Raw genomic sequence first — 22407 nt, 5'->3', positions numbered from 1 at the left:
GCCTATATGTTCGGCGCCATGGACATCGCAACCGACGATACGCGCAAGGATTTGCTGGGCCTGACCCGCGACGAACTGAAGGCCGAAATGCAGGCTTTCGGAGAAAAGCCCTTTCGTGCCAAGCAGTTGTGGCATTGGATCTATCATCAAGGCGAAACCGACTTCGCCGCCATGACCACCCTGGCCAAGCCGCTGCGGGAACGCATGAAGGATCACTACGTGGTCGGCCGCCCGAAATTGGTGCAGGAACAGAAGTCCAGCGACGGCACCGCCAAGTGGCTGCTGCGATTCGCCGACGGTAACGAGGCGGAGACCGTGCATATCCCCGAAACCGACCGGGGCGCGGTCTGCATCTCGACCCAGGTGGGCTGTACCCTGACCTGCCGATTCTGCCATACGGGCACGCAGCTTCTGGTGCGCAATTTGACCGCTGGGGAGATTGTCGGCCAGTTCATGAGCGCCCGCGACGCCGCCGGCGAATGGCCGACCCCCAACGACGGCTCGCGGCAGCTGACTAATATTGTCGTTATGGGCATGGGCGAACCGCTGTTCAATTACGAGGCCGTGCGCGACGCCATGCTGATTGCCATGGACGCCGAGGGCCTGGGTATCTCGCGCCGCCGCATCACCCTGTCCACGTCGGGCGTGGTGCCGATGATGAAGCGCTACGGGGAAGAGGTGAACACCGATTTGGCCATCAGCCTGCATGCGGTCAATGATGAGTTGCGCGATGAACTGATGCCCATCAACAAGAAATATCCTTTGGATGCGCTATTTGCCGCCTGCCGGGACTATCCTGGCGCGAGTAATGCCCGGAGGATCACTTTTGAATATCTATTGCTGAATGGGATCAATGATTCTGAGGCCGATGCACGCGAATTGGCGCGCCGCTTAAAAGACCTTCCGGCCAAGGTCAATTTGCTGCCCTTTAATGCCTGGCCGGGCTGCGGCTATGAACCTTCACCGCCCGCCGTCATGAAGAAATTTTCAAACTTACTTAATGACTTAGGCCTTTCTGCGCCGATCCGTGTGCCGCGAGGCCGCGACATCATGGCCGCTTGTGGGCAGCTCAAATCGGAAAGTCAGCGGGAACGCAAAAGCCTACAAAAGGCCCGTATCGCCGCCGGAGTGACGGATGAACCTTCCCTTTTCGGCTAACATGATATAAAATATCGTTCAAGAATAGAGAGACGAGGAGTAGGGAGCATGGCACGCCCCAGGGAATTCGATCAAAATGAAGTGATGAATAAGGTTGTTGAGGTCTTTTGGTCGCGTGGTTTCGAAGCCACGTCCATTCAAGACCTGGAAGGCGCTACCGGACTGAAACGAGGCAGTCTGTACAATGCCTTCGGTGACAAAGCGACGCTGTTTCAGGAGGCCTTGAGCCACTATTTGGAACAGTCCGTCGTGCGCCGTCATTTGCAGACGGCCACCACCGCCAGCGCTCGCACCATCATTGATGGCCTGTTGGATGTGGTGGTGCAAGAAGGCGCCGCCAGCCGCAAGGGCTGCCTGATCACCAATACGGTGACCGAGTTGGCCGGACGGGATGCGGCGGTAGCGGAAACGGTCACCGAGGCGCTGAACGGCTTGAACGCTCCGCTCATTGAGCTTCTGCGCCGGGCCCAGACCGAGGAAGACCTGGCCCCGGATGCCGATGTGGCGGCTTTGGCGCGGTATATCGTTGGCACCATTCAGGGGCTGCGGGTGATGTCGAAGGTCAGCGATGATCGTCAATCCTTGCAGGTGATCGCCGATAGCGCCAAGAACGCGCTGTGGTGCCGCACCGGCGATGGCAAGGCGGCCAGCAAAGGCGGCTTCTTCGATAGCCTGTTCGGCAAGGGCAACTGAATTCCCAAGAGCCCAACGAAAGGGTGAATTGACCCTTTTTGGGTGCACGCGGTAGGCTCAGTCTGGTTTTTGACCGAGCGAGCTCATTCGTGAGCCTTTTCTGCCGCATGCCTGAGGGAACTTTGATGGACCGTGAAATCCTGCTCATAGCCGATCCCATGTGTTCCTGGTGCTGGGGGTTTGCGCCGGTATTTGCCAGCCTGACCGAGAATCTTGCCGGTGAGGTACCGGTCTCCCTGCGCGTGGGTGGTCTGCGACCTTATACCAAGGAACCCTGGGATAAGGATTTGCGCAACTACATCCGCGAGGCCTGGGCCGGGGTGGCGACGCGCACCGGCCAGGGATTCAATCTTGATCTCTTGAACGACCACGAATTCGTCTATGACACCGAGCCTGCCTGCCGGGCCGTGGTCACCGCCCGGCACCTGGACAGGGAATCCGCCGTGCCCATGCTGCACGGAGCGCACCGGGCCTTTTATGTCGATAACCATGACATCACCCAGGCCGATGTATTGGCCGACCTGGCCGAAGAATTGGCTCTGAATCGGGAGGCTTTCTTAGAGGCTTTCGACAGCAACGAGGCCAAACAGACCACCTACGAGGAATTCAAGGCGGTGCAGGCCTGGGGGGTCAAGGGCTTCCCCACCCTGCTCCTGCGCGAGGGCCGCGACGCCCGCGCCGTGGCCACCGGCTACCGTCCCTTTGCCGAACTCTGGCCGGACGTCGAGGCCTGGTTGGCGGCATAAAAAAGCCGGACCCCCGAAGGGGCCCGGAAAGAACGCAGGGTGTGACTACGTTCAAGTTACTTTGAGCTGCAACAATTCCTCACCGTCCTCGCCGGTCAGATGCACGGCGCAGGCGATGCAGGGGTCGAAGCTGTGGATGGTCCGCAGGATCTCCAGCGGTTGTTCCTGATTGGCCAGCTTGTGACCGGCCAGAGCCGCTTCGTAGGCGCCCGCCTGACCCTTGGGGTCGCGGGGACCGGCATTCCAGGTGCTGGGAACAACCGCCTGGTAATTGTCGATCTTGCCATTCTTGATGACGATCCAATGGGACAGTCCGCCACGCGGGGCTTCCATGAACCCGGCACCGCGGGCTTCCGACGGCCAGGTGGAGGGATCCCACAGGGTCTCGTTATGGGTCTTGGTATCGCCCGCCTTGATGTTGGCGATGAGCTGCCCATACATGTCGTGCATCATGTCGACAATGACCTTGGTCTCCAGCGTCCGGGCCGCCGTGCGGCCAAGGGTGGAGAACATGGCCTCGATCGGCAGATCCAAGGTCTTGAGGGTGGAGTCCGCCAGGGCCTTGGTTTGCTCATGGCCCTTGGCATAGAGCAACAGGATGCGGGCCAGCGGCCCCACTTCCATGGCATGGCCTTTCCAGCGGGGCGACTTCATCCAGGAATAGCCTTTCTCCACGTCCAGCTGATCGTAGGGCGGGGTCGGGCCATCGTAGTTGAAGGTGGTCTCGCCGTCGTAGGGATGCAGGCCTTTGTCCTTGCCGCCCTCGTAGTCGTACCAGGAATGGGAGACATACTCTTCCACCTGCGAGGGATCATGCAGGTCCACTTCATGGATGGTCGAGAGATCCTTGTTGAGGATGGCGCCCCGGGGCAGACCGAAGGATCCGATATCCTTGATGTCCTTGCCAGGCAGATCACCAAAGCACATGAAATTGCCCAAACCTTCGCCCTGTTTGAACCAGTCCTTGTAGAAGCTGGCGATGGCAATGGTGTCGGGTACGTATACCTGATCCACGAAGGTCAGCATCTTGCCTAAAACATCGGCCACCTTGGACAGGCGTTCGGCGTTGAGGCCGGAATCCGTATCCGGGCTGATCGGGGTCGGCACGCCGCCCACCAGGAACATGGGATGCGGGTTCTTGCCGCCGAAGATGGCGTGCAGGTCCACCACGTCACGCTGCCAGGACAAGGCTTCGAGATAGTGGGCCACGGCCATCAGATTGGCTTCCGGCGGCAGCTTGTATTCCGAGTGCCCCCAGTAGCCACCGGCAAAGATGCCCAACTGCCCTTGCTCGACGAAATCTTTCAGGCGTTTTTGGGTATCGGCGAAATAGCCCGGCGAGGACAGGGGCCAACTGGATAGGCTCTGGGCCAGTTCCGAGGTTGCCTTGGGATCGGCCTTGAGCGCCGAGACCACATCCACCCAATCCAGGGCATGCAGGTGATAGAAATGCATCACATGATCATGCACATATTGGGCGGCGATCATCAGGTTGCGAATGATCTGCGCGTTGTAGGGCACCTGATAGTTCAGGGCATCTTCCACCGCACGGATGGACGCCATGCCATGGACCAGGGTGCAGACCCCACAGATGCGCTGCGCATAAGCCCAGGCGTCGCGGGGATCCCGATCACGCAGGATGATTTCAAGGCCACGCACCATGGTGCCGGAGGAATAGGCTCCAGTAATGGTGTCACCGTCCATTTGCGCTTCGATGCGCAGATGGCCCTCGATACGGGTGATGGGGTCGACAACCAGTCGCTTTGTCATTGTTCACTCTCCCCCGGCTTGCCGCCGTCGTCCAGGTAGTCCGCCAGGAGTTCGGTCAAGCCGATGACGGGCAGGTTCATTTCATATTCGTCGAGGGCTTCCTCGATGACGTTGCGGCAGTTGGCGCAGGTGGTCAGAAGCTCTTCCGGCCGGATCTTTTCGATCTGGCGTTTCTTCATTCCGAAAACCTTGTAGCGCAACTCTTCGGCCCGGTGATTGGCTGAAACGCCGCCACCGCCACCGCAGCACCAGCCCCATGCGCCTTCGTCTTCCATGGGGGTGCAATCCTCGGCTACCGCGTCGATGAGCTTGTTGGCCGGGATATCGAGACCGCCGCGCCGATTGAGCTGGCACGGATCGTGGTAGGTGAGCTTCTTGGGGTACTTGCCGGTCAGGGGCAGTTTGCCCTCGGCCTGCAACTTGCCCAGAAGGTCCACCAGATGGATGACCTCGAAGGGATATTCCTTGCCCAACAGGTTGGGGCCGTCCCAGCGGATGGCCTGATAGGCATGGCCGCATTCGGGGCTGATGACGCCCTTGACGCCCAGGGCCACGGCTTCGTCATAAACCCGTTGCACCAGGAACTTGGCCACTTCCTTGTTGCCGATCTGAATGCCGATGTTGGTGGCTTCATAGGCCTTGGACGAAATGGTCCAGGTGATCCCTGCCTTCTTGAAGATCTTGGCCATGGCGCCGATGATCTCGGGGAAGCCCATGACTTCCATGGACGACAGCAACACCATGTAGTCCACGCCCGCCTTGTCCATCTCGATGGGCAGGCCGGTTTCCTTGGATTGCTTCTCGCACTGCTTGGCAACCATGGCCGGTTTGATGCCGATGGGGCTGATCTCGTTGATCGCCCGCACGCCCGCCTTGGCCATGCCCTCGGGCACATACCCGGCGGCCGAGAAGCCTTCGCGCATCTTGCGGATCATATAGGTGATGTCATTGCCAACCGGGCAAGCCATGGAACAACGACCGCACATGGTGCAAGAGTCGTAGACCAGTTCTTCCCAGTCCTCGAAGTCCTTTTCGGTGACTTTGGGGAACAGGCCGACCATGCCGCCCAGCTTTCCCCAAAGGGTATATTCCCGCCGCCACATCTTTTTCAGCGGTTCGAGTTTATGGATCGGCGTGTACTTGGGGTCGCCGGTCTCGGTGTAGAACAGGCAAGCCTCGGCGCATAGGCCGCAGTGCACGCAGGAGGACAGGAAGGACGCAATGGGCGCATCCATCTGTTCCATCATGGACTTGAGTCCGTTTTCGAAGGATTGCGTCATGAGTGGGCTCCCTTCCGGCCGGCGATGGTGCCGGAGTAGTAACGTGCGAAGGCCCAGGTGATGGCGTGCATGAGCTTGGTGAAGGGGAACAGCACCATGAGCAGCTCAACACTGAGGATGTGCAGGGCCAGGATGGTTTCATAATCATAGAACAGCCGGTTGACCGCCAGATAGCCGGTCAGCAACGGCAGGAAGGTCAGGACCCAAGTCAGATAGTCCTCGAACCCCGACAGCATCTTTTTCACCGGGTCCTTCATGCGGGCCACGAGCAAAGCGATCATGGACAGCAAGGTGACCAGGGTCACGCCGTCAACCACATTGCTGGGCAGACCGGGCCAGGCGAACTGGACGACTTGTTCCAACAGTTGGATATGCGGGACAAACAGGAAGATGGCGATGAACAGACCGGCATGGAAAACGTATCCCGCGATATGCACCACCGGCGACAGCATCAGCATGCCGTGGCCGGGGAAGAAGCGGCTCCACATGGTCTTCATGCCCTGCGAGCGGGCGTCGCCTCGGGGCACCGAGCGATCGGGGCGCCGACCCAACGAGAGGATTTCGAATAGTCTCAGCAATAGGCCGAACAAAAGGATAATCAGGGCGATGTTGAAGCCCGGTCCCTTGGCCCAGAGCAGGAGTTCAGTTCCAGTCATGGCTCAACCCTCCCCCTTCAGATCTTCAATGGTGACCGGCTCGCGGTTTGCGGCGGCCTTTTTGCGTTTGGCTGTGTTGGCAACCGCCATCACGGCACCCGCGGCGACACCGCCCGCGGCGGCGGCTCCGGCAGTGGCATAGGAACTGCCATTGGGGATGGACAGGGCATCATAGAACCCACCCGCGTCCCAGAAGTCCGGCTGCGAACAGCCGATACAGCCGTGACCGGCTTGGATCGGGAAACTGGTCCCGTCATTCCACTTGACCGTGGCGCAGGCGTTATAGGTTACGGGGCCTTTGCAACCCAGTTCGAACAGGCACCAGCCCTTGCGCGCGCCTTCATCATCGAAACCCTTGGCGAATTTGCCTTGGTCATAGAAGGTCCGGCGATAGCAGCGGTCATGGATGGTTTCGCCATAGAAAGCCTTGGGCCGACCCTGGGCATCCAATTCGGGGATGGTCCCGAAGGTCAGGTAGTGGGCCAAGACAGCTGTCATCACCACCGGGATCGGCGGGCAGCCGGGCACGTTGATCACCGGCTTGTCCTTAACCAGATCGGTCACCGCCACGGCACCCGTCGGGTTGGGATTGGCCTTGGGCAGACCGCCGTATGCGGCGCAGGTACCGATGGAAACCACCGCTGCCGCATCCTTGACCGTATCCAACAGCATATCCTTGTTGGAAATGCCGGCGATGGTCGAGAAGCCGGGGTTGCCGACGGGGATGGAGCCATCCACCAACACCAGGTACTTGCCCTTGTTCTCATGCATGGCCTGTTCGCGGGCGGCTTCCGCCGCATGGCCGGAAGCGGCTTGCAATGTATGGTGATAGTCCAACGAAATGACGTTGAGGATCAGTTCCTCCAGGGTCGGCGAGTGCGACCGGGTCAGGGCCTCGGTGCAGCCGGTGCATTCCTGGAAGGACAGCCAGATGACCGACGGACGCCGCTGGGATTCCAGCGCCGCGGCGATTCTGGGGGCCATGGCGGGCGGAAGCGCCATGATGGACGCCAACCCCGCACAGTATTTGAGGAAACCGCGCCGGCTCACGCCCCGGCTCTGCAGCACCTCGGTTAAAGTCTTATTGTTCCCCATGCCAGTCCTCCACGACTAGTCAGTTGCCAGGCGTTTGCTCAACGCCTGTTGGCCCGCAAGGGCATCGGCCCTCTGGGTCTTCAAAATTTCGGGTATGTCGGTGACTTCGATCAGCTGACCTTGCTGGCGCTCGGAACCATCGAAATGAGTGACCAGCCAGAGACCGGGGTAGACGGTTTCCCGCACGTCGCTACGCCCTTGGGCATTGACTGTGGCAGAGACTTCGCCTTCGCCAAGAAACGCGATGAGCTGGATGATTTCGGGATCTGTCAGAGGCAGGGTGCGGAGGTCAATGGCGGTTTGGATTCCGTCTTTAACCAGACGCTCCAAGTCTCCACTCAACTGGTTGAGGATGGCCTCAACCGCACCTGATACCCTACCGGACATTTTATTTGTTCTGCGCCGCAGCATGATAATGCGGGGTGCAGCCTTGATCCAAGATGCCGAACGCTTAGACCAATATGATATAACACTTTGCGAATATATGGAAAGTGTAATATCTGTAATGGTATACTATTACATATTATAAAAAGGTTATTAAAGAAATTTGGGGTGCGACGCAACATTCCTGCGCATGACACCCCTTTGGTATAACTCTATTTCGCTGTGATTTAGGTGGTCCATGCCGACACCAAAGCACGCACCGCGTCACAGGTTTTTTCCACCGACTCGGACACTGCTGAACTCAACGAGTCGCCCATTTCAAGGCTGCCCGGTTGGACGGCGACCAAGGCGCGTCGGGCGGGGATCGTGCCGGTCAGACGCAGGGTCGTGACCAAATCATGCAGGCCCACATCATGGGCGCTTGGCGTGATGCGATTGAGGAAGCCATCGAACTCATGGTCTTCAAAAACTTTCAGGGTTCCTGGCTCTGCCTTCAAATTCGCCGCGTCGACGAAAATGACCCCCGCCCGGTTTTCGATTTCCGGCAGCAGTCGCAGACCGGTGGTCCCGCCGTCCATGATCTCCGCGTCCAACGCGGCACCCTCGGACAAGACACGCGCCACAACGGACCCGATTCCCTCGTCTGAGAGAATCAGATTGCCCAGGCCCAGGACCAAAATGCCCCTTGCTTTGTTTTCCATGGGAGTCCCCTTATGCTTGCGGATTGAAAGGCGTGACGATATATCACGGACCAGACCGCTCGTCTGGTCAAATCCATTCCGGATCGGAGACCCCAGCCATGTGCCTAGCTGTCCCCATGATTGTGATAGAGGTCAACGAAAGCGAGGCCCTTTGCGAGGTATTCGGCCACAGGCGGACCGCCAAGGTCGACCGCATGTTGCACGAGCCTCCCAAACTGGGTGACTATGTCTTGATCTCGCGGGGGGTGATTTTCCGCACCGTCCCCCCCGACGAAGCCAAGGAATCCCAGGATCTATTCCGGGAAATCCTCACTCCGGAGGAAATCGCCGCCAACGGGGATTGAGGATCAAGACGTCGGCGTTCGGCACCTAGTCCGGTTCCCAAGCCCGCGAGCGGGTTTCCACGGGCTAGCCTGTTTCGGCCTGTTTGCGGCGGGCGGACATTTCCTCCACCACCTTGTTCAATGATTGATCAAAGGCCCCCGCTTCCACTTGCTCCAACAGCCAGTCGATGGCCTTCGGGATCATCGCCTTTTCGTCGCCGACGATCACATCGGATTTACCGTTGATGTCCAAGACCCTATTTCCATAGTAGACACGGATCCCATAAGGACCACCCGCTTCCTTGAACCACCAGGGGCGTATCTTTTTAGAGGTACAGCCAACCATGGTGCTGAAATCTTTCTCTCCATTCACCTCGATCGCCTCATAAGCCTCTTTTTGGTATCCCAGGGATCTCATTAGCTTATCCCTTGGGTGACCATGGCTTCCACTAGCGTTCGGCTTATTGAGATTCCCCATTGCAAAACTAATCATGGCAACCTCCAATACGAATGGCTCACTTCAACTAGAGTGAGTATATCATATAATTTTTTAAATGCAAAGCAGATCTGTATATTGTGATCTCATATGTCTCATATGAGCTTCACGATAATATATTATCTACTTGATATCTTCATAGGGGCTGGAGTTCGTACCGCGCGCCATTTTCCACAACAAGGTAAGGTCCAACAGCTCCTGGCCCAGATCCCGATTGGGGCAATCATCGGCGCATTCCATCATCCCGCCACAGAGCAATGAGGCGTAGGCAAAGGCCTTGTCCGCGTTGGCGTTGTCGATGGCAGCGGTGATCTTTTCCATGACCTCCACCTGTTCCCGACACACATAGTGGCAGGCTTTGGAGCGTTCCAGCATGGTTTCCAGGTCGTCCAGCATATTGGCGACGGAAAACTCAAGGCGGTCGATGGGGTCGTCTGGTGTCCCGGTGGTCATTGTGCTTCGTCCCTTGGTGTTGTTGACACCTTTATGGCGGTTTCGGCACTTCCCCCGCTGTGACGTTCGTCACAAAATTAGAACAAATATGAAGAGATTTTTATTCTCTTATATTTCAATATATTAGCAATCGGAAATAAGGTCTGGAATTCCGCCGGTAAAACGTTAACCGCCGGTTTTCTTAGCCTTTTGAAGTTTGCGCAGAATCATGTTGCGCTTCAGCGCCGAGACGTGATCGACGAACAACACGCCATCGAGATGGTCCATCTCGTGTTGGACGCAGGTGGCCAGCACCCCATCGGCCCTTAACCGCTGGGCTTTGCCGGTTTCATCCATATAGCGGACCGTGACCGCGGCCGGGCGGGTGACATCCGCCCATTGGTCGGGCAGCGACAGGCAGCCTTCTTCCTTGGTGACCTGTTCCCCGGATTCCTCGACGATCTCCGGGTTGACCATGCGGATCGGGTCCCGCTCTTGCTCCTTGGGTGATACGTCGATAACGATGATTCGTTTATGCACGTTGACCTGCGGCGCCGCCAGGCCGATCCCGTTGGCGCCGTACATGGCGGTCAACATATCGTTCATCAATAGGCGAATCTCGTCGTCCACTTCGGCCACCGGCAGGCACTTGGTCTTCAGGCGCGGATCGGGGGCGGTGAGGATCTCTAACTCAGGCATCGGTATTCTCGGAGAATAGTGTGGTCGCTCCTAGGTCACATAAGCCCGAACCGCCTGTTGGTCAAGGCGTCGTGCGGATTCGGTAGGTCAAAACCACCTCTTCGCGCGGCGGTACCGAGACCGTCCAGACCGCCCGGTTGGCGACCCGGTCATGGGGCAGGCTTTCTTCCAAAATCCGCCATTCACCACCAAGGTTTTCTTCCACCCGCAGCTCTGCCGGTTTGTCGCCGCCATTGGCAAGGACAAGCTTGTGGGCACTCTCGGCCTGGCGGTTCTTGCGATCGATCCAGCGGAAGTCGGTCTGTTCCCGGTGGGCAGTGACGTCGAAGGCACGCCCGATGGTCAGGGTTACCGTGCCATTGACCGGCGTATCGTTTACCCGGTCCTCGCCGATGAACTGGAGGCGACCCTTGGAGTCTTTTTGATACAGCCGCGCCGTCCCGGCGGGCAGGGGCACCCCGGGATTATCTTTCCAGTTACGGAAGGTCACCCGGGCCTGCGGATGCAAAGGTCCCTGAACGCCCCGATTGCGGCCATAAAGATTCGGCCCGCCATTCAATACCAGGATGCGTTTGGATTCGATGTCCGCCCCACCCAGCAGTGCCACCTGTTTGGCCTGATTGCGTTTCAGGGTTACCCGGCGACCGACGTCATAGAGATGGAAGGTGGCGAGGCTTTCTCTCCGGGGCATGTCCGCTTCAGCCATGGCGGACATGGCCATGGTGGTGCCGCGCGCTTTGAGCATGGGCCGAGGCCGCTGAGTTCGCTGGACCGATCCGGCGACCAGTTGCAGGTCGGCCAGGGGATAGTCGGCGCCGCTGAGATTGGTAATGGTGGCCCAGCCTTCCAGGTCCAGGCGGGTCATCTCCTTGTTCAGTTCGATGGTGTAGTCGGCCTGCCAGTCCAGGCCTTCGGTCAGGTAGCCCAGATCCAGCAGTCTTTCCCCGGCGGTGGCCGCATCGACGCTGGCCAGAAGGGTCGGACGGGTGCGCAGGCCCTCGGGGAGCTGGTCATAGACCAGGATGCCCGGCGGTTCCGACCAGATCTTGCCGTCGATCATCACCACCGGTTGGCCTTCGGCACTGAGCACTTTGCCCCGTTGGGTGAGCGGCTTGCCGTTGTCGTCATCCAGCAAGACCACGTCCACGTCGTGACCCTCGGCTCGGGCCAACAGGCTTTGCGGAGAAATCACGTCGAATTCGAAATCCCGTTCCAGCACCCGCACACCGGCGCCATGGAGGCGCGCGCTGGCGGCCACGAGTCGCGCCGCCACGTCTTCCAAGGCCAGACGGCTTTCGCCTTCGCTCAAGGTTACCCGGCGGGTGTCTCTGACCATGGCCAGGCCATTGGTATAGACGGTGACTCCCAAAGCCGTGCGATCGGTGGCGCCCGCGGTTTGCTCCTGCGCTTTCAGTGGCGAGGTAAAGAGGACAAAGACAAAAACGAGTCCCAGAACACGGCCCATGAAATTCTCCTTCGGATTGGTTACGGCAAGTTTGCGTTTAGACGACAACTAAGGCAAGCTTCCGCCCGCAATGTGGTCGAATTTGGACATGAATTCCGTTGCCGTGGCCCTGGCGGTGGGATTGGCTCTGGCCTTGGGGTTGTTGGTTGCTGCCTGGATGCGCGGGCGGGACCTGGATGCCCGTCTGGCCACGGCGTTGGACGAGGGCGAACAGGCCCTGGATCAGGCGCGCTCGGAATTGGAAGATGCCCGGGCACGGCTGGAGACCCATGCCGCCCAACGGGCCGCCGCCGAGGCCCATCTGGAAAGTACCGAAGCCCGGTTGGATCAGGCCCTCGCCGAGAAGCAGTCCGCTGAATCGCGCGCCGAATCCGCGCGCGCCAAGGCCGTCGAGGCGGAAAAGCAGGGCGCCCTGAAGGCCCAGGAAGCCGCCGAGATGCGCCAACGCATGGCCGATTGGGATCGCGCCCGGGCGGAAAGCCTGGATGCCGCCAAGTCGGCGGTGCTGAAAACCGCGCAGCAGGTTTCCAGCAAGCTGATCGAGGACCATCAAAGGGAATCCCAAGCGGCCCGCAAGGACACCGCCGAGCGCATCACCAAGACCACCGAGGAGTTGGTCGGCCAGATCAAGACAGTGACCGAAAATCTGGCCACCTTGCAATCCAAGACCGGCGAGCAGGAACAGACTCTCGATACGGTCTGGCGGGCTCTGACCAGTCCCGGCGGTGCCGGGTACTTCGCCGAGATCGGCCTGGAAAACACCTTGAAGTCCTTCGGCTTGGAAAAGGGCCGCGATTTCATCATGCAGTATGCGGTCAGCGAGGCCGGGGTGCGGCCTGACGCGGTGGTATTCCTGCCCGGTGATACCTTGTTGGTGATTGATGCCAAGGCGTCCAAGTTCCTGCTCGACCTGGCCGAAGCCGAAGGCACCGAAGAAGAAGAAACGGTGCGTCAGGGTTTGGTGCGAACCATGAACGAGCACCTGAAACAATTGGCCGGCAAGAATTACGCTTCCGCCGTGGTCAAGAGCTTCCACGATGCCGGACGGGGTGAAACGGTCAAGCGGATCATGAATATCATGTATTTGCCCAACGAAGGGGCGGTGGAAAAGGTCGGCCAGGCCGATCCGGAATTCATCCGCAAGGCGGCGCGCAACGAGATTACCGTTGCCGGGCCCACCGCCCTGGCCAGCCTGATTGCTTTCGCCCGGGTGGAAATCGAATTGGAGCGACAGGCGGAAAACCAGATCAAGATCGTCGAGGGCACCCAGGCCTTGATGGATGCCATCGGCACCTTCCTGGTCCATGCCAAGACCATGGGCAACGGCCTGCGCACTTCGACCAACGCCTATGTCAAGCTGGCCAAGTCGCTGAACGGCACCCTGTTGCCCCGGGTCCGGCGGCTCAACCGTCTGGGCGTGCGTCCCACCCGGACCCAGGAAATGCCCGGCCATTTCCCGCCCTTCGAATTGGTGACCATCGAAGACGACCTGATCGAAGGCGACGCGCAGGACCCGGTGCTGCCGCTTACCGACGAGGAAGACTCTTCATGACCCTGTCACGGGGCCATGGCAGACTGTTGGGCATTCAAGCCAAGATGGGAGACCTTTAGACCATGGAAGCGATGGATATCATGCTCGGATCCTTTTCCACCTTTGCCGTTTTCATATTGATTCTGGCCGTGGTGATCGTGGTGCTCAGCGTCAAGGTGGTGCCGCAGGGCCTCGAATACACCGTCGAGCGTTTTGGGCGCTATACCCGCACCCTGGCCCCGGGGCTGCATTTCATCATGCCGGTGATCGATCGCATCGGCGCCAAGATGAACATGATGGAACAGGTTTTGGATGTGCCGGAGCAGGAGATCATCACCCGCGACAACGCCATGGTGACGGTCGACGGGGTGGTTTTCTATCAGGTGCTGGACGCGGCCAAGGCATCCTACGAAGTCAGTCAGTTGACCCGCGCCACCCTCAACCTGACCATGACCAACATCCGCACGGTGATGGGCTCCATGGACCTGGACGAACTGCTCAGCCAGCGCGATAAGATCAATGCCGAACTGTTGCATGTGGTCGACGAGGCCACCACCCCCTGGGGTGTCAAGGTCACCCGTATCGAGATCAAGGATATCTCGCCGCCGCGCGATCTGGTGGAATCCATGGGGCGGCAAATGAAGGCCGAGCGCGACAAGCGGGCCGAAGTCCTGACCGCCGAAGGCGAAAAGCAGGCGGCCATTCTGCGCGCGGAAGGGGCCAAGCAAGGGGCCATCTTGGAATCCGAGGGCCGGAAGGAAGCCGCTTTCCGCGACGCCGAGGCCCGCGAGCGCGCCGCGGAAGCAGAGGCCCGAGCCACCGAAATGGTCTCCAAGGCCATTGCCGAAGGAGACATTAACGCCGTCAATTACTTCGTCGCCCTGCGTTATACCGAGGCCCTGCAAGGCATCGCCGGGGCTAATAATTCAAAGGTGGTCATGATGCCCCTGGAGGCCAGCGGCCTGCTGGGCGCCGTGGGTGGCGTGGCCGAGTTGCTGCGCGATACCGGAAAATCTCCCACGCCACCGAAACCGCCGGTCAAGGCCACCGCCCGACCGGTGCCCAAACCGCGCGCCGAACGGGCGGAAAAAGACGGCCCCTGGGGAGGTTGATCGATGGACGCGCTGCTTTCCCAATTGACTTTTTGGCACTGGCTGATCATCGGCGTTGCGCTGATCGTGCTGGAGATTTTCGCCCCGGGACTGGTGTTTCTCTGGATGGGGCTGGCCGGATTGGTCATGGGCGGCATGCTGTTCATGATGCCCCACCTGGTCTGGGAACAGCAGATCCTGATCTTCTCCGGCTTGTCTTTGCTGATCGTCATCATCGGGCGCAAGGTGGTCAATGTTCACCCGGTGGAATCCGACCACCCGACCCTGAACCGGCGCGGTCATCAATATGTGGGCCGGGTGTTCACCCTGAACGAACCCATCGTCAACGGCCTGGGCCGCATCCATGTGGATGATACCATGTGGAAAGTTACCGGCCCCAACCTGCCCGAAGGCACCCGGGTCAAGGTCATCGCCGCCGACGGGGTGCTGTTGAATGTGACCGAGGCCGGTCCTGAGGATTGACCACCTGGGATCGATCGATTTTTTCCAACTGGCCCATAATCCCGCGGTCCACATTGAGCAGGTGATCCAACAGCCAGCTTTTCAGACTTGTTCGCACGATATCCTTGGGAATGGGGGATGTCACCGCATTGAACCCATGGATGAGGCTTTCGATCTGCAATAGAAGATTACGGTGCAAGGCCTTGTGCCCATCAAGGCCCTGGGTCATGCCAATTTTTTCCATGAAGCTTTCTTCGTAGGAAAAGTGCCAACGGGTATGGGCTTCAATATTGGCCAACTGGTCGGAAACATCAGGGCATTCACCTTCCTCGTTGAGACTAACGTGAAGGCGGTTGAGCATTTTGATCAAAGTTTTGTGCTGGCGGTCAATGGAATCATCGCCCACGGAGAAACGGTCTTCCCAAGGGATCAATTCCGCCAACACAGACGAGCTGATTTCTTCTTTGACGAACAGATGCCAAAAATCTTGGTCATCCAGGAATTCATGTTGATAGAGAATGCCATCGAGAGTCTGAAACACGCTGTATTTTACGCGATCACTGTTTGCGGTATCCCTGACCTCCAAACACAGGCTCGATAGTTCCGCAAGAAGCATTTGATGCATTTTCGCGTGCTCCCGCCAAGCCTCGAATCCCGCGTTGCGAATCTCTCTTTCCTCGGTGTGAAAGTGACGTCTCGCCATCTCGATAAACAGGCGCAATGTATCGTTGACGGACCTGTCTTGCGCCCCGGTCTGCCAAAGATCGTAGGCCTCGTTCGCGATCTCCGCCAAGCGGGCATGCGCCGCATCGATCATCGGGCTCCCTGTCCGTGGGATCTTTTGCGGGTCAATGAACATTGACGGCTCCTGTCAGAATCCGATGAACCTTGGTAGCGGTAGCGAAACCTTCTGTCCGTGACCGGGATCATTTGAAATCGGCCATTTGCTTGTAGATTCTTGAAAATAAAACATCCAACGACATCGGACCAGAATGATTTTGAATCGGGTCACAGGGGCCCTTCGATTGCGGGTTGGCGGGCTGCCAAAACAGAACAATCGGCTTCGGTGGGGATCAAAAAAACCGGCTGCGGCCGGGCTAGACGATTAGGGAGATTTTGCTCCCTAATCGACTTTGGGATCAGGCCACGTAGCCGTTGCGTTCGGCATTGGCGACACAGTCGGCCTTGGCTTTGTAGCCCTCGGTGACCGCGCCGACGATCTCGCCATTGGAGGCGGTGCGGCGCCAGCGATGTTCACCGCCCTTGTCTTCGTAGAATTCCCACTTGTCCCTGGCGCCGTAGCCTTTGGGATTGCCGTCCAGGCCATGGCGTTCCGCGTTGGCTTGGCAGTCGGACTTTTTCACGTAGCCCTCGCAGGCCGCGCCCACGATGTTGCCGTTGCTCGCCGTGCGGCGCCAGCGCCACTCTTCTTTCTTATCTTGATAGAATTCCCACTTGTCATTTTCACCGGCCATGGACCGCACTCCTATATTGAATCTTGGGTGGGACGTATTTGGGCGCGCATCTCGATTTGATCAAACCGGAATAATCCTTGGGCTGTTCGGTTGCCTAACCTTGACCCCCCGCCCTCCCCGGACTACATCCTGGTCTCATTGATTTTTCTCAGCCCTGGAGCACCTTCATGTCCGAATCCGGTCCCGCCTCCTGGCACGGCACCACCATCCTCGCCGTGCGTAAGAACGGCCATGTGGTCATTGCCGGAGACGGCCAGGTGACCCTCGGCGATACGGTCATCAAGGCCAATGCCCGCAAGGTGCGTCGCCTGTCCGACGGTGACGTCATCGCCGGGTTCGCGGGCGCCACCGCCGATGCCTTTACCCTGTTCGAGCGGCTGGAGGGCAAACTGGAACAGCATCCGGGGCAATTGACCCGGGCTTGCGTGGAAATGGCCAAGGACTGGCGCACTGATCGCTACCTGCGGCGGCTGGAAGCCATGATGGCCGTGGCCGACCGCGATGTCTCCCTGGTGCTGACCGGCAACGGCGACGTCCTGGAACCGGAAGACGGATTGATCGGCATCGGCTCGGGTGGCAACTACGCCCTGGCCGCCGCCCGCGCCCTCATCGACCAGGACGGCATGGAGGCCGAGGCCATTGCTCGCAAGGCGCTGGGCATCGCCGCCGATATCTGCGTCTATACCAACGGCAACATTTTGGTGGAATCCCTATGACCGAGACCACGTCCTTCACCCCGCGCGAAATCGTCTCCGAGCTCGAACGCTTCATCGTCGGCCAGGACGACGCCAAGCGCGCCGTGGCCATCGCCCTGCGCAACCGCTGGCGTCGCCAACAGCTGCCTGATGCCCTGAAGGAAGAGGTTCTGCCGAAGAATATCTTGATGATCGGCCCCACCGGCGTGGGCAAAACCGAGATCGCCCGCCGTCTGGCCCGGTTGGCCGATGCGCCGTTTTTGAAAGTGGAAGCCACCAAGTTCACCGAGGTGGGCTATGTGGGCCGCGATGTGGAATCCATTATCCGCGACATGGTCGAAATCGCCATCCATATGACCCGCGATCGGCACCGCAGAAAGGTCACCGCCAAGGCCGAGGTTCAGGCCGAGGAACGGGTGCTCGACGCCCTGGTGGGCGAGGGTGCCAGCAAGGAAACCCGCGAGAAGTTCCGCACCATGCTGCGCGATGGCAAACTCGACGAAAAAGAAGTGGAGGTGGATCTGTCCGATACGGGCAACGCGGGGCTGCCGACCTTTGACATTCCCGGCATGCCGGGGGCTCAGATGGGCATGCTCAATCTGAACGACATGTTCGGCAAGGCCTTCGGCGGCGGTCGCACGGTAAAAAAGAAGATGACCGTGCTGGAATCCCACGAGGTTCTGGTGGCCGACGAGGCGGACAAGCTGCTCGACGAGGACCGTGTGGTGCGCGAGGCCCTGGAATCGGTACAGAACAATGGCATCGTGTTCCTGGACGAGATCGACAAGATCACCGCCCGGGCCGACCGGGGCGGGGCCGACGTCTCCCGCGAGGGGGTACAGCGCGACCTTTTGCCGCTGATCGAGGGCACCACCGTTTCCACCAAGCATGGATCGGTCAAGACCGACCATATCCTGTTCATCGCCTCGGGGGCCTTCCATATCGCCAAGCCATCGGATCTGCTGCCCGAGTTGCAGGGCCGCCTGCCTATCCGGGTTGAACTGCAGGCCCTGACCAAGGAAGATTTCGAACGCATTCTCACCGAGCCCGAGGCCAGCCTGATCAAACAGTATGTGGCGTTGATCGGCACCGAGGACGTGACCCTGGAGTTCGCCGAGGACGCGGTCTCCGAGATCGCCTCCCTGGCCGCCGAGATCAACCGCAACGTGGAAAACATCGGCGCCCGGCGGCTGCATACGGTGATGGAAAAGCTGTTGGAGGAAATCTCGTTTAACGCCAGCGAACGCAGCGGGGATGCCATCACCGTGGATGCGGCGATGGTCCGCGAACGGGTGGGTGATCTGGCGGCGGACACGGATCTATCGAAGTTTATTCTCTGATGAAAGCGGCCGACGTCGAAGAGTTCTACCGCCGCCTGGCCGCTGAGCGACCGGAGCCAAAGGGCGAACTGGACTATGTGAATCCCTATACCTTGCTGGTCGCCGTGGTGTTATCGGCCCAGGCCACGGACAAGGGAGTCAACAAGGCCACCGGACCGTTGTTCGCCATTGCCGATACCCCGGCCAAGATGGTCGCCCTGGGCGAGGAAACGGTGCGCGACTACATCAAGACCATCGGTCTGTTCAATACCAAGGCCAAGAATGTCATCGGTCTGTCGCAACGGCTGTTGGAGGAACACGACGGCCAGGTGCCCAATGATCGGGCGATCCTGGAAAGCCTGCCCGGCGTCGGACGCAAGACCGCCAGCGTGGTGGTCAATATTGCCTTTGGGGAACCGACCATCGCCGTGGATACCCATATCTTCCGGGTTTCCAATCGCACCGGACTGGCCCCGGGCAAGACCCCCTTGGCGGTGGAAAAGACGCTGGAAAAAGTCACGCCGGATCATTGGAAGCGCCATGCGCACCATTGGCTGATCCTGCACGGGCGCTATATCTGCAAGGCTCGCAAGCCCGATTGTCCGGCCTGTGGCGTGGCGGACCTGTGCCCGTTCAAGGAGAAGACGCCCGGCTGAGCAGGGTGCCGTAGCAGCCCGCCGGGGTCAGAACAATGCCATCGCGAGGCCGGGTTTCCACATGGCGGACCACGGCCGTCTTCCCTTCTTTATACAAAAATAGATCCAGCACACAGGACTCGCCCCGGTACTGCCAGAGCTCCGCCGGGGGGTCATGGCGTACGAAGTCCGGCGGGCCGAGTCTGCTGCGGGCTTGGGCGGCGGTGGCCTTGAGCAGTTCGCTCGGCGGCACCACAGGGCGTGGCTTGGGTTTCGGCGCCGGACGTGGTTTCGCGGGCAGGGAGGCGGCTTGCGTCGGTGGCGATGAGGGTTTGGCCGTGGCCGAGGGTGCCGGAGGGGCAGACTGGCTCGTCCCCACATTCCCGGCAATGGGATTCGGACTGGGCGTGCCGCCGCAGCCCGCCGCCACAAGCAGCAAGGCGGCGGCAAACCAACCGCGAAGCGGGATCACGGGTACGATTTTTTGTCGGAACCCAAGGACATCATGTCGCCGGAGACCTCGCCGCCGGATTCGATGACGATCTTGCCATACTGCACCGACCCGATGACCTTGCCGCCTTCGTGAATGGTCAGTTCCTCGCGGGCGGTCAGATTGCCCTCGAAGCGGCCGGAGATTTCCGCCCGTTCCACATCCACGTCGCCCTTGAACAGGCCGGACGGCAGAACCTCGATGAGCTTGGCCCCGCTGACGGTGACTTCCACTTCGCCTTCTATGACCAGGCGTTCACAGGCGGTGATCTCGCCCTTCAACCGGATATCGCGACCGACCACCAAACGCTTCGGGTCTTCCGTGTCGACCACCGACTTGGGCTTTTCGGCACCACGACCGGGAATCTCGGTCTGACGACGGGCAATCTCGGCACGATAGGGGGCGGCGGGCATGGCCGGAGCGGGTCCCTTGCGCGAGAAAGGCTTCAGCGGCCCTTCATCGGTATTGTCCTGAGCCGCTTCGGTGGTTTCGTCCTGCGGAGTTTCCACGGCGGCTTCCTCTTCCTCTTTCTTTTTCCCGAACATCGGCATCTCCTCCATTATCCCTAAGCTGTCCGATGGCGCCAGGTCTCGACCAGGTGCACCATGGCGGCCGTGGCGATCAGCGGTGCCACGAGGTTGACGAACGGAATGGTGAAGGTAAAGGCGATCAGCATTCCGATGAGCATGAGCTTGCTGCCGTGAGCCTTTCGCAGGCCCTGGGCGGTGACATTGTCCAAGCGGCGCAGGGCCACCAGCTCGTAATATTCACGACCGAACAGATAACCGTTCACCACATAAAAGGCGACCGGGTAGAGCGGCGGGAAAAACAGGAAAAACAGCAAAAAAATATTCAGCACCACGGCTATGACCAAAAACTTGGCGGTGGTGATGATCAATTCGCTCATGGGCTGGGAACGTGCAGGGGGCAGATGCGGATAGTGGCGCTTGTCCACCGCTTCGGCGGCTTCTTCGAGAAAGAAGCTGACGATGACACTGATGACCGCCGGAAACAAAAACCAGGTCAATATACCGACAGCGGCGACGCCGAGAAAATCGATGATCGATTCCAGCCACCCCAGGGCGAACAAGGCGGTACTGCCGATGAGATAGCCCAGCGTGACCCAAAGCAATACGAACACCACCAGGGCCATGCCGATGCTCTTCCACAAAACCTTGCGGAAGCTGGGGTCGGAAAGCTGGCCGATGGCCAGGGAGAAGGCCTTGATCATGGATATGTCGCTCGCTGCCTGTTCTGATCTGTCCCGAGAAGGGTCCCAGGATTAATGGCTACTGTTTACCGGTCGGGCGGCCGGGCCGCAAGGTCTCTATCCGCTTGGGTCTCGCTTGAGCCACCATATCTGGTATGTTCGGGAGTCCTGTTTCAGGAACGCATTAACATCAATGGCTTATCACGCGAAAAACTGCATATGAAGGCGCCGTCAAGGCCCACCGGCCCCACGGATCGTCTCAGGGATCCCATTGCAGCAGAAAAATCATAAGAAAGAGTGAACAGCGAAGGGGGATCGATACGCAGAATCAGTTCGGGAAACACCAGATATGGGTAATTTCTCGATGATTCGGAATATCACTGTGATTTCAGTGAATTAGGTAAAAATTGCCGACCTGCCCCGAAAGCCCTTGACTGCGAATGTAGGTGGCGATGAATCCCGAAGCCCGAGCGGCTCCGAGGATCGAAAGATTCGTTTCCAAGAGCGCTTGAATGGTGCCCCTTGCCCCACGGCCCCCGGTCGCTATACTGCGCCCGCCTTCCGCCATTGGAGATTTCATTAAATGACCGACTCACCCGCCCCGGACTTCCAGGTTCTGGGAATCGGCAATGCCATCGTCGATGTCCTGTCCCAGTCCGAGGACAGCCTGTTGACCGAACTGGACCTGACCAAGGGGGCCATGACTCTGATCGACGCAACCCGCGCAGACGCTTTGTACGCAAGGATGGGACCGGGTGTGGAATGTTCTGGAGGCTCCGCCGCCAATACCATTGCGGGGCTGGCATCATTGGGTTCCAAAGCCGCCTATGTGGGCAAGGTTGCGAGCGATCAACTGGGACAGGTCTTCCGACACGACGTGAAGGCCCTGGGCGTTCATTACGATACCAAATCGGATGAAAAAGGCGCTCCAACGGCCCGTTGCCTGATCTTCGTTACGCCGGACGCACAACGCACCATGCAGACATTTCTTGGCGCCTGTGTCGATCTGGGGCCGGAAGATATTGATCCGGAGCTGGTCGGTCGGTCGGCGGTCACCTATCTGGAGGGCTACCTGTGGGATCCGCCCCGGGCCAAGGAAGCATTCGTCAAGGCGGCCCTGTCCGCGCATCAGGCCCATCGCAAGGTGGCCTTGAGCCTGTCCGATGCTTTTTGTGTCGACCGCCATCGCGATTCTTTCATCGATCTGGTCAAGCACCATGTGGATCTGCTGTTCGCCAACGAGGATGAAATCAAGAGCCTGTTCCAGGTGGCAACCTTCGACGAGGCCATGCATCTGGTCCCCGACCATGTGGAGATCGCCGCCATCACCCGGGGGGAGCGTGGGTCAGTGGTTTGGGGCCCCGGAGAAGGTCAGGGCGAATTGCATATCATGGAGGCCGAGCCGGTGGATCATGTGATCGACACCACCGGCGCGGGCGATGCTTATGCCGCCGGTTTCCTGCACGGCTTTACCCAGGGCGACGACCTGGCCCGTTGCGCCCGCCTCGGCGGTATTTGTTCCGCCGAAGTCATTTCCCATTATGGGGCGCGGCCTGAATCCGCTCTCAAGGCGCTGGCCGCCGAAAAACTAGGATAATCAG

At 59.4% G+C, this 22407-nt stretch carries 26 protein-coding genes; 11 read left to right on the top strand and 15 right to left on the bottom strand.

Translation table 11 applies throughout. The features are described from left to right. The first annotated feature begins 6 nt into the window (after positions 1-6). The 3 genes from rlmN (at position 7) to MGMAQ_RS01295 (ending at position 2597) form a co-directional block, all read left to right on the top strand. Entirely contained in the window at positions 7-1158 is a 1152-nt protein-coding gene (gene rlmN, locus MGMAQ_RS01305; protein WP_082085201.1) for a 23S rRNA (adenine(2503)-C(2))-methyltransferase RlmN, read from the top strand. 48 nt (positions 1159-1206) lie between these two features. Continuing rightward, a complete protein-coding gene (locus tag MGMAQ_RS01300) occupies positions 1207-1851 on the top strand; it encodes a TetR/AcrR family transcriptional regulator (RefSeq protein WP_052716026.1) in 645 nt (214 codons plus the stop codon). 125 nt (positions 1852-1976) lie between these two features. Further along, a complete protein-coding gene (locus MGMAQ_RS01295; RefSeq protein WP_046020114.1) occupies positions 1977-2597 on the top strand; it encodes a DsbA family protein in 621 nt (206 codons plus the stop codon). A gap of 51 nt (positions 2598-2648) precedes the next feature. Here MGMAQ_RS01295 and MGMAQ_RS01290 read toward each other — a convergent pair whose 3' ends face one another. The 6 genes from MGMAQ_RS01290 to MGMAQ_RS01265 all read right to left on the bottom strand — a co-directional run bounded on the left by MGMAQ_RS01290 (position 2649) and on the right by MGMAQ_RS01265 (position 8483). Next, positions 2649-4367: a nickel-dependent hydrogenase large subunit gene (locus MGMAQ_RS01290; RefSeq protein WP_046020113.1), complete on the bottom strand. Its 1719-nt coding sequence runs from the start codon at positions 4365-4367 to the stop codon at positions 2649-2651. Next, positions 4364-5647, bottom strand: a complete 1284-nt coding sequence (locus MGMAQ_RS01285) for a (Fe-S)-binding protein (protein ID WP_046020112.1) — start codon at positions 5645-5647, stop codon at positions 4364-4366. Before MGMAQ_RS01285 ends, MGMAQ_RS01290 begins: the two co-directional genes overlap by 4 nt. Continuing rightward, positions 5644-6303 carry a hypothetical protein gene (locus MGMAQ_RS01280; protein ID WP_046020111.1) on the bottom strand — a complete coding sequence of 220 codons (660 nt, stop codon included), beginning with the start codon at positions 6301-6303 and terminating at the stop codon, positions 5644-5646. Before MGMAQ_RS01280 ends, MGMAQ_RS01285 begins: the two co-directional genes overlap by 4 nt. A gap of 3 nt (positions 6304-6306) precedes the next feature. Then, positions 6307-7398: a hydrogenase small subunit gene (locus MGMAQ_RS01275; RefSeq protein WP_046020110.1), complete on the bottom strand. Its 1092-nt coding sequence runs from the start codon at positions 7396-7398 to the stop codon at positions 6307-6309. Positions 7399-7413: 15 nt separating this feature from the next. Then, on the bottom strand, positions 7414-7809 hold the full coding sequence (locus MGMAQ_RS01270) for a hydrogenase expression/formation C-terminal domain-containing protein (RefSeq protein WP_082085199.1): 396 nt from the start codon (positions 7807-7809) through the stop codon (positions 7414-7416). Between the two features lie 200 nt (positions 7810-8009). Next, positions 8010-8483: a hydrogenase maturation protease gene (locus MGMAQ_RS01265; protein WP_046020108.1), complete on the bottom strand. Its 474-nt coding sequence runs from the start codon at positions 8481-8483 to the stop codon at positions 8010-8012. A 98-nt stretch (positions 8484-8581) separates the two neighbouring features. Here MGMAQ_RS01265 and MGMAQ_RS01260 point away from each other — a divergent pair, with 98 nt between their 5' ends. Continuing rightward, on the top strand, positions 8582-8827 hold the full coding sequence (locus MGMAQ_RS01260) for a HypC/HybG/HupF family hydrogenase formation chaperone (protein WP_046020107.1): 246 nt from the start codon (positions 8582-8584) through the stop codon (positions 8825-8827). 64 nt (positions 8828-8891) lie between these two features. Here the strand turns inward: MGMAQ_RS01260 and MGMAQ_RS01255 are convergent, their stop codons facing one another. The 4 genes from MGMAQ_RS01255 to MGMAQ_RS01240 form a co-directional block, all read right to left on the bottom strand. Continuing rightward, positions 8892-9224: a hypothetical protein gene (locus MGMAQ_RS01255; RefSeq protein WP_046020106.1), complete on the bottom strand. Its 333-nt coding sequence runs from the start codon at positions 9222-9224 to the stop codon at positions 8892-8894. A 201-nt stretch (positions 9225-9425) separates the two neighbouring features. Further along, positions 9426-9755, bottom strand: coding sequence for a hypothetical protein (locus MGMAQ_RS01250; protein ID WP_046020105.1), 330 nt, complete (start codon positions 9753-9755; stop codon positions 9426-9428). A 165-nt stretch (positions 9756-9920) separates the two neighbouring features. After that, positions 9921-10433: a peptide deformylase gene (def, locus tag MGMAQ_RS01245; protein WP_046020104.1), complete on the bottom strand. Its 513-nt coding sequence runs from the start codon at positions 10431-10433 to the stop codon at positions 9921-9923. A 61-nt stretch (positions 10434-10494) separates the two neighbouring features. Then, positions 10495-11898 carry a DUF4139 domain-containing protein gene (locus MGMAQ_RS01240; protein ID WP_046020103.1) on the bottom strand — a complete coding sequence of 468 codons (1404 nt, stop codon included), beginning with the start codon at positions 11896-11898 and terminating at the stop codon, positions 10495-10497. 88 nt (positions 11899-11986) lie between these two features. Between MGMAQ_RS01240 and rmuC the strand changes: the two genes are divergently transcribed. The 3 genes from rmuC to MGMAQ_RS01225 all read left to right on the top strand — a co-directional run bounded on the left by rmuC (position 11987) and on the right by MGMAQ_RS01225 (position 15003). Next, positions 11987-13450: a DNA recombination protein RmuC gene (gene rmuC, locus MGMAQ_RS01235; RefSeq protein WP_158498739.1), complete on the top strand. Its 1464-nt coding sequence runs from the start codon at positions 11987-11989 to the stop codon at positions 13448-13450. Between the two features lie 62 nt (positions 13451-13512). Then, on the top strand, positions 13513-14541 hold the full coding sequence (locus MGMAQ_RS01230) for an SPFH domain-containing protein (RefSeq protein WP_252508665.1): 1029 nt from the start codon (positions 13513-13515) through the stop codon (positions 14539-14541). 3 nt (positions 14542-14544) lie between these two features. Then, positions 14545-15003, top strand: a complete 459-nt coding sequence (locus MGMAQ_RS01225) for an NfeD family protein (RefSeq protein WP_046020101.1) — start codon at positions 14545-14547, stop codon at positions 15001-15003. On the opposite strand, the gene MGMAQ_RS01220 is transcribed toward MGMAQ_RS01225, so the two are convergent. Then, positions 14948-15841, bottom strand: a complete 894-nt coding sequence (locus MGMAQ_RS01220; protein WP_082085198.1) for a bacteriohemerythrin — start codon at positions 15839-15841, stop codon at positions 14948-14950. The two genes, MGMAQ_RS01225 and MGMAQ_RS01220, sit on opposite strands and share 56 nt — an antisense overlap. Positions 15842-16121: 280 nt before the next feature. Next, positions 16122-16457, bottom strand: coding sequence for a DUF1508 domain-containing protein (locus MGMAQ_RS21325; RefSeq protein WP_046020099.1), 336 nt, complete (start codon positions 16455-16457; stop codon positions 16122-16124). 167 nt (positions 16458-16624) lie between these two features. Between MGMAQ_RS21325 and hslV the strand changes: the two genes are divergently transcribed. Genes hslV through nth form a run of 3 tightly spaced genes read left to right on the top strand, consistent with a single transcriptional unit; the run spans position 16625 to position 19127 of the window. Next, positions 16625-17173, top strand: a complete 549-nt coding sequence (gene hslV / locus MGMAQ_RS01210; RefSeq protein WP_046020098.1) for an ATP-dependent protease subunit HslV — start codon at positions 16625-16627, stop codon at positions 17171-17173. Then, the gene (hslU, locus tag MGMAQ_RS01205) at positions 17170-18492 is read left to right on the top strand and encodes an ATP-dependent protease ATPase subunit HslU (RefSeq protein WP_046020097.1); all 1323 of its coding nucleotides are present in this window, start codon (positions 17170-17172) and stop codon (positions 18490-18492) included. Before hslV ends, hslU begins: the two co-directional genes overlap by 4 nt. Beyond that, positions 18492-19127 carry an endonuclease III gene (nth, locus tag MGMAQ_RS01200; RefSeq protein ID WP_046020096.1) on the top strand — a complete coding sequence of 212 codons (636 nt, stop codon included), beginning with the start codon at positions 18492-18494 and terminating at the stop codon, positions 19125-19127. The genes hslU and nth overlap by 1 nt, the downstream gene beginning before the upstream one ends. Here the strand turns inward: nth and MGMAQ_RS19115 are convergent. The 3 genes from MGMAQ_RS19115 to MGMAQ_RS01185 are packed head-to-tail and all read right to left on the bottom strand — an operon-like array spanning position 19105 to position 20827. After that, the gene (locus MGMAQ_RS19115) at positions 19105-19578 is read right to left on the bottom strand and encodes a hypothetical protein (RefSeq protein ID WP_052716024.1); all 474 of its coding nucleotides are present in this window, start codon (positions 19576-19578) and stop codon (positions 19105-19107) included. The two genes, nth and MGMAQ_RS19115, sit on opposite strands and share 23 nt — an antisense overlap. Then, positions 19575-20141, bottom strand: a complete 567-nt coding sequence (locus tag MGMAQ_RS01190; protein WP_052716023.1) for a polymer-forming cytoskeletal protein — start codon at positions 20139-20141, stop codon at positions 19575-19577. Before MGMAQ_RS01190 ends, MGMAQ_RS19115 begins: the two co-directional genes overlap by 4 nt. Positions 20142-20161: 20 nt before the next feature. Next, positions 20162-20827 (bottom strand): EI24 domain-containing protein, encoded by a 666-nt coding sequence (locus MGMAQ_RS01185; RefSeq protein WP_046020095.1) that lies wholly within the window; start codon positions 20825-20827, stop codon positions 20162-20164. A 562-nt stretch (positions 20828-21389) separates the two neighbouring features. On the opposite strand from MGMAQ_RS01185, the gene MGMAQ_RS01175 reads away from it, so the two are divergent. After that, entirely contained in the window at positions 21390-22403 is a 1014-nt protein-coding gene (locus tag MGMAQ_RS01175) for an adenosine kinase (RefSeq protein ID WP_046020093.1), read from the top strand. Positions 22404-22407 lie beyond the last annotated feature (4 nt).

Source organism: Magnetospira sp. QH-2, assembly GCF_000968135.1.
Classification (GTDB): domain Bacteria; phylum Pseudomonadota; class Alphaproteobacteria; order Rhodospirillales; family Magnetospiraceae; genus Magnetospira.
This window is presented reverse-complemented; position numbering and strand designations above follow the sequence as displayed.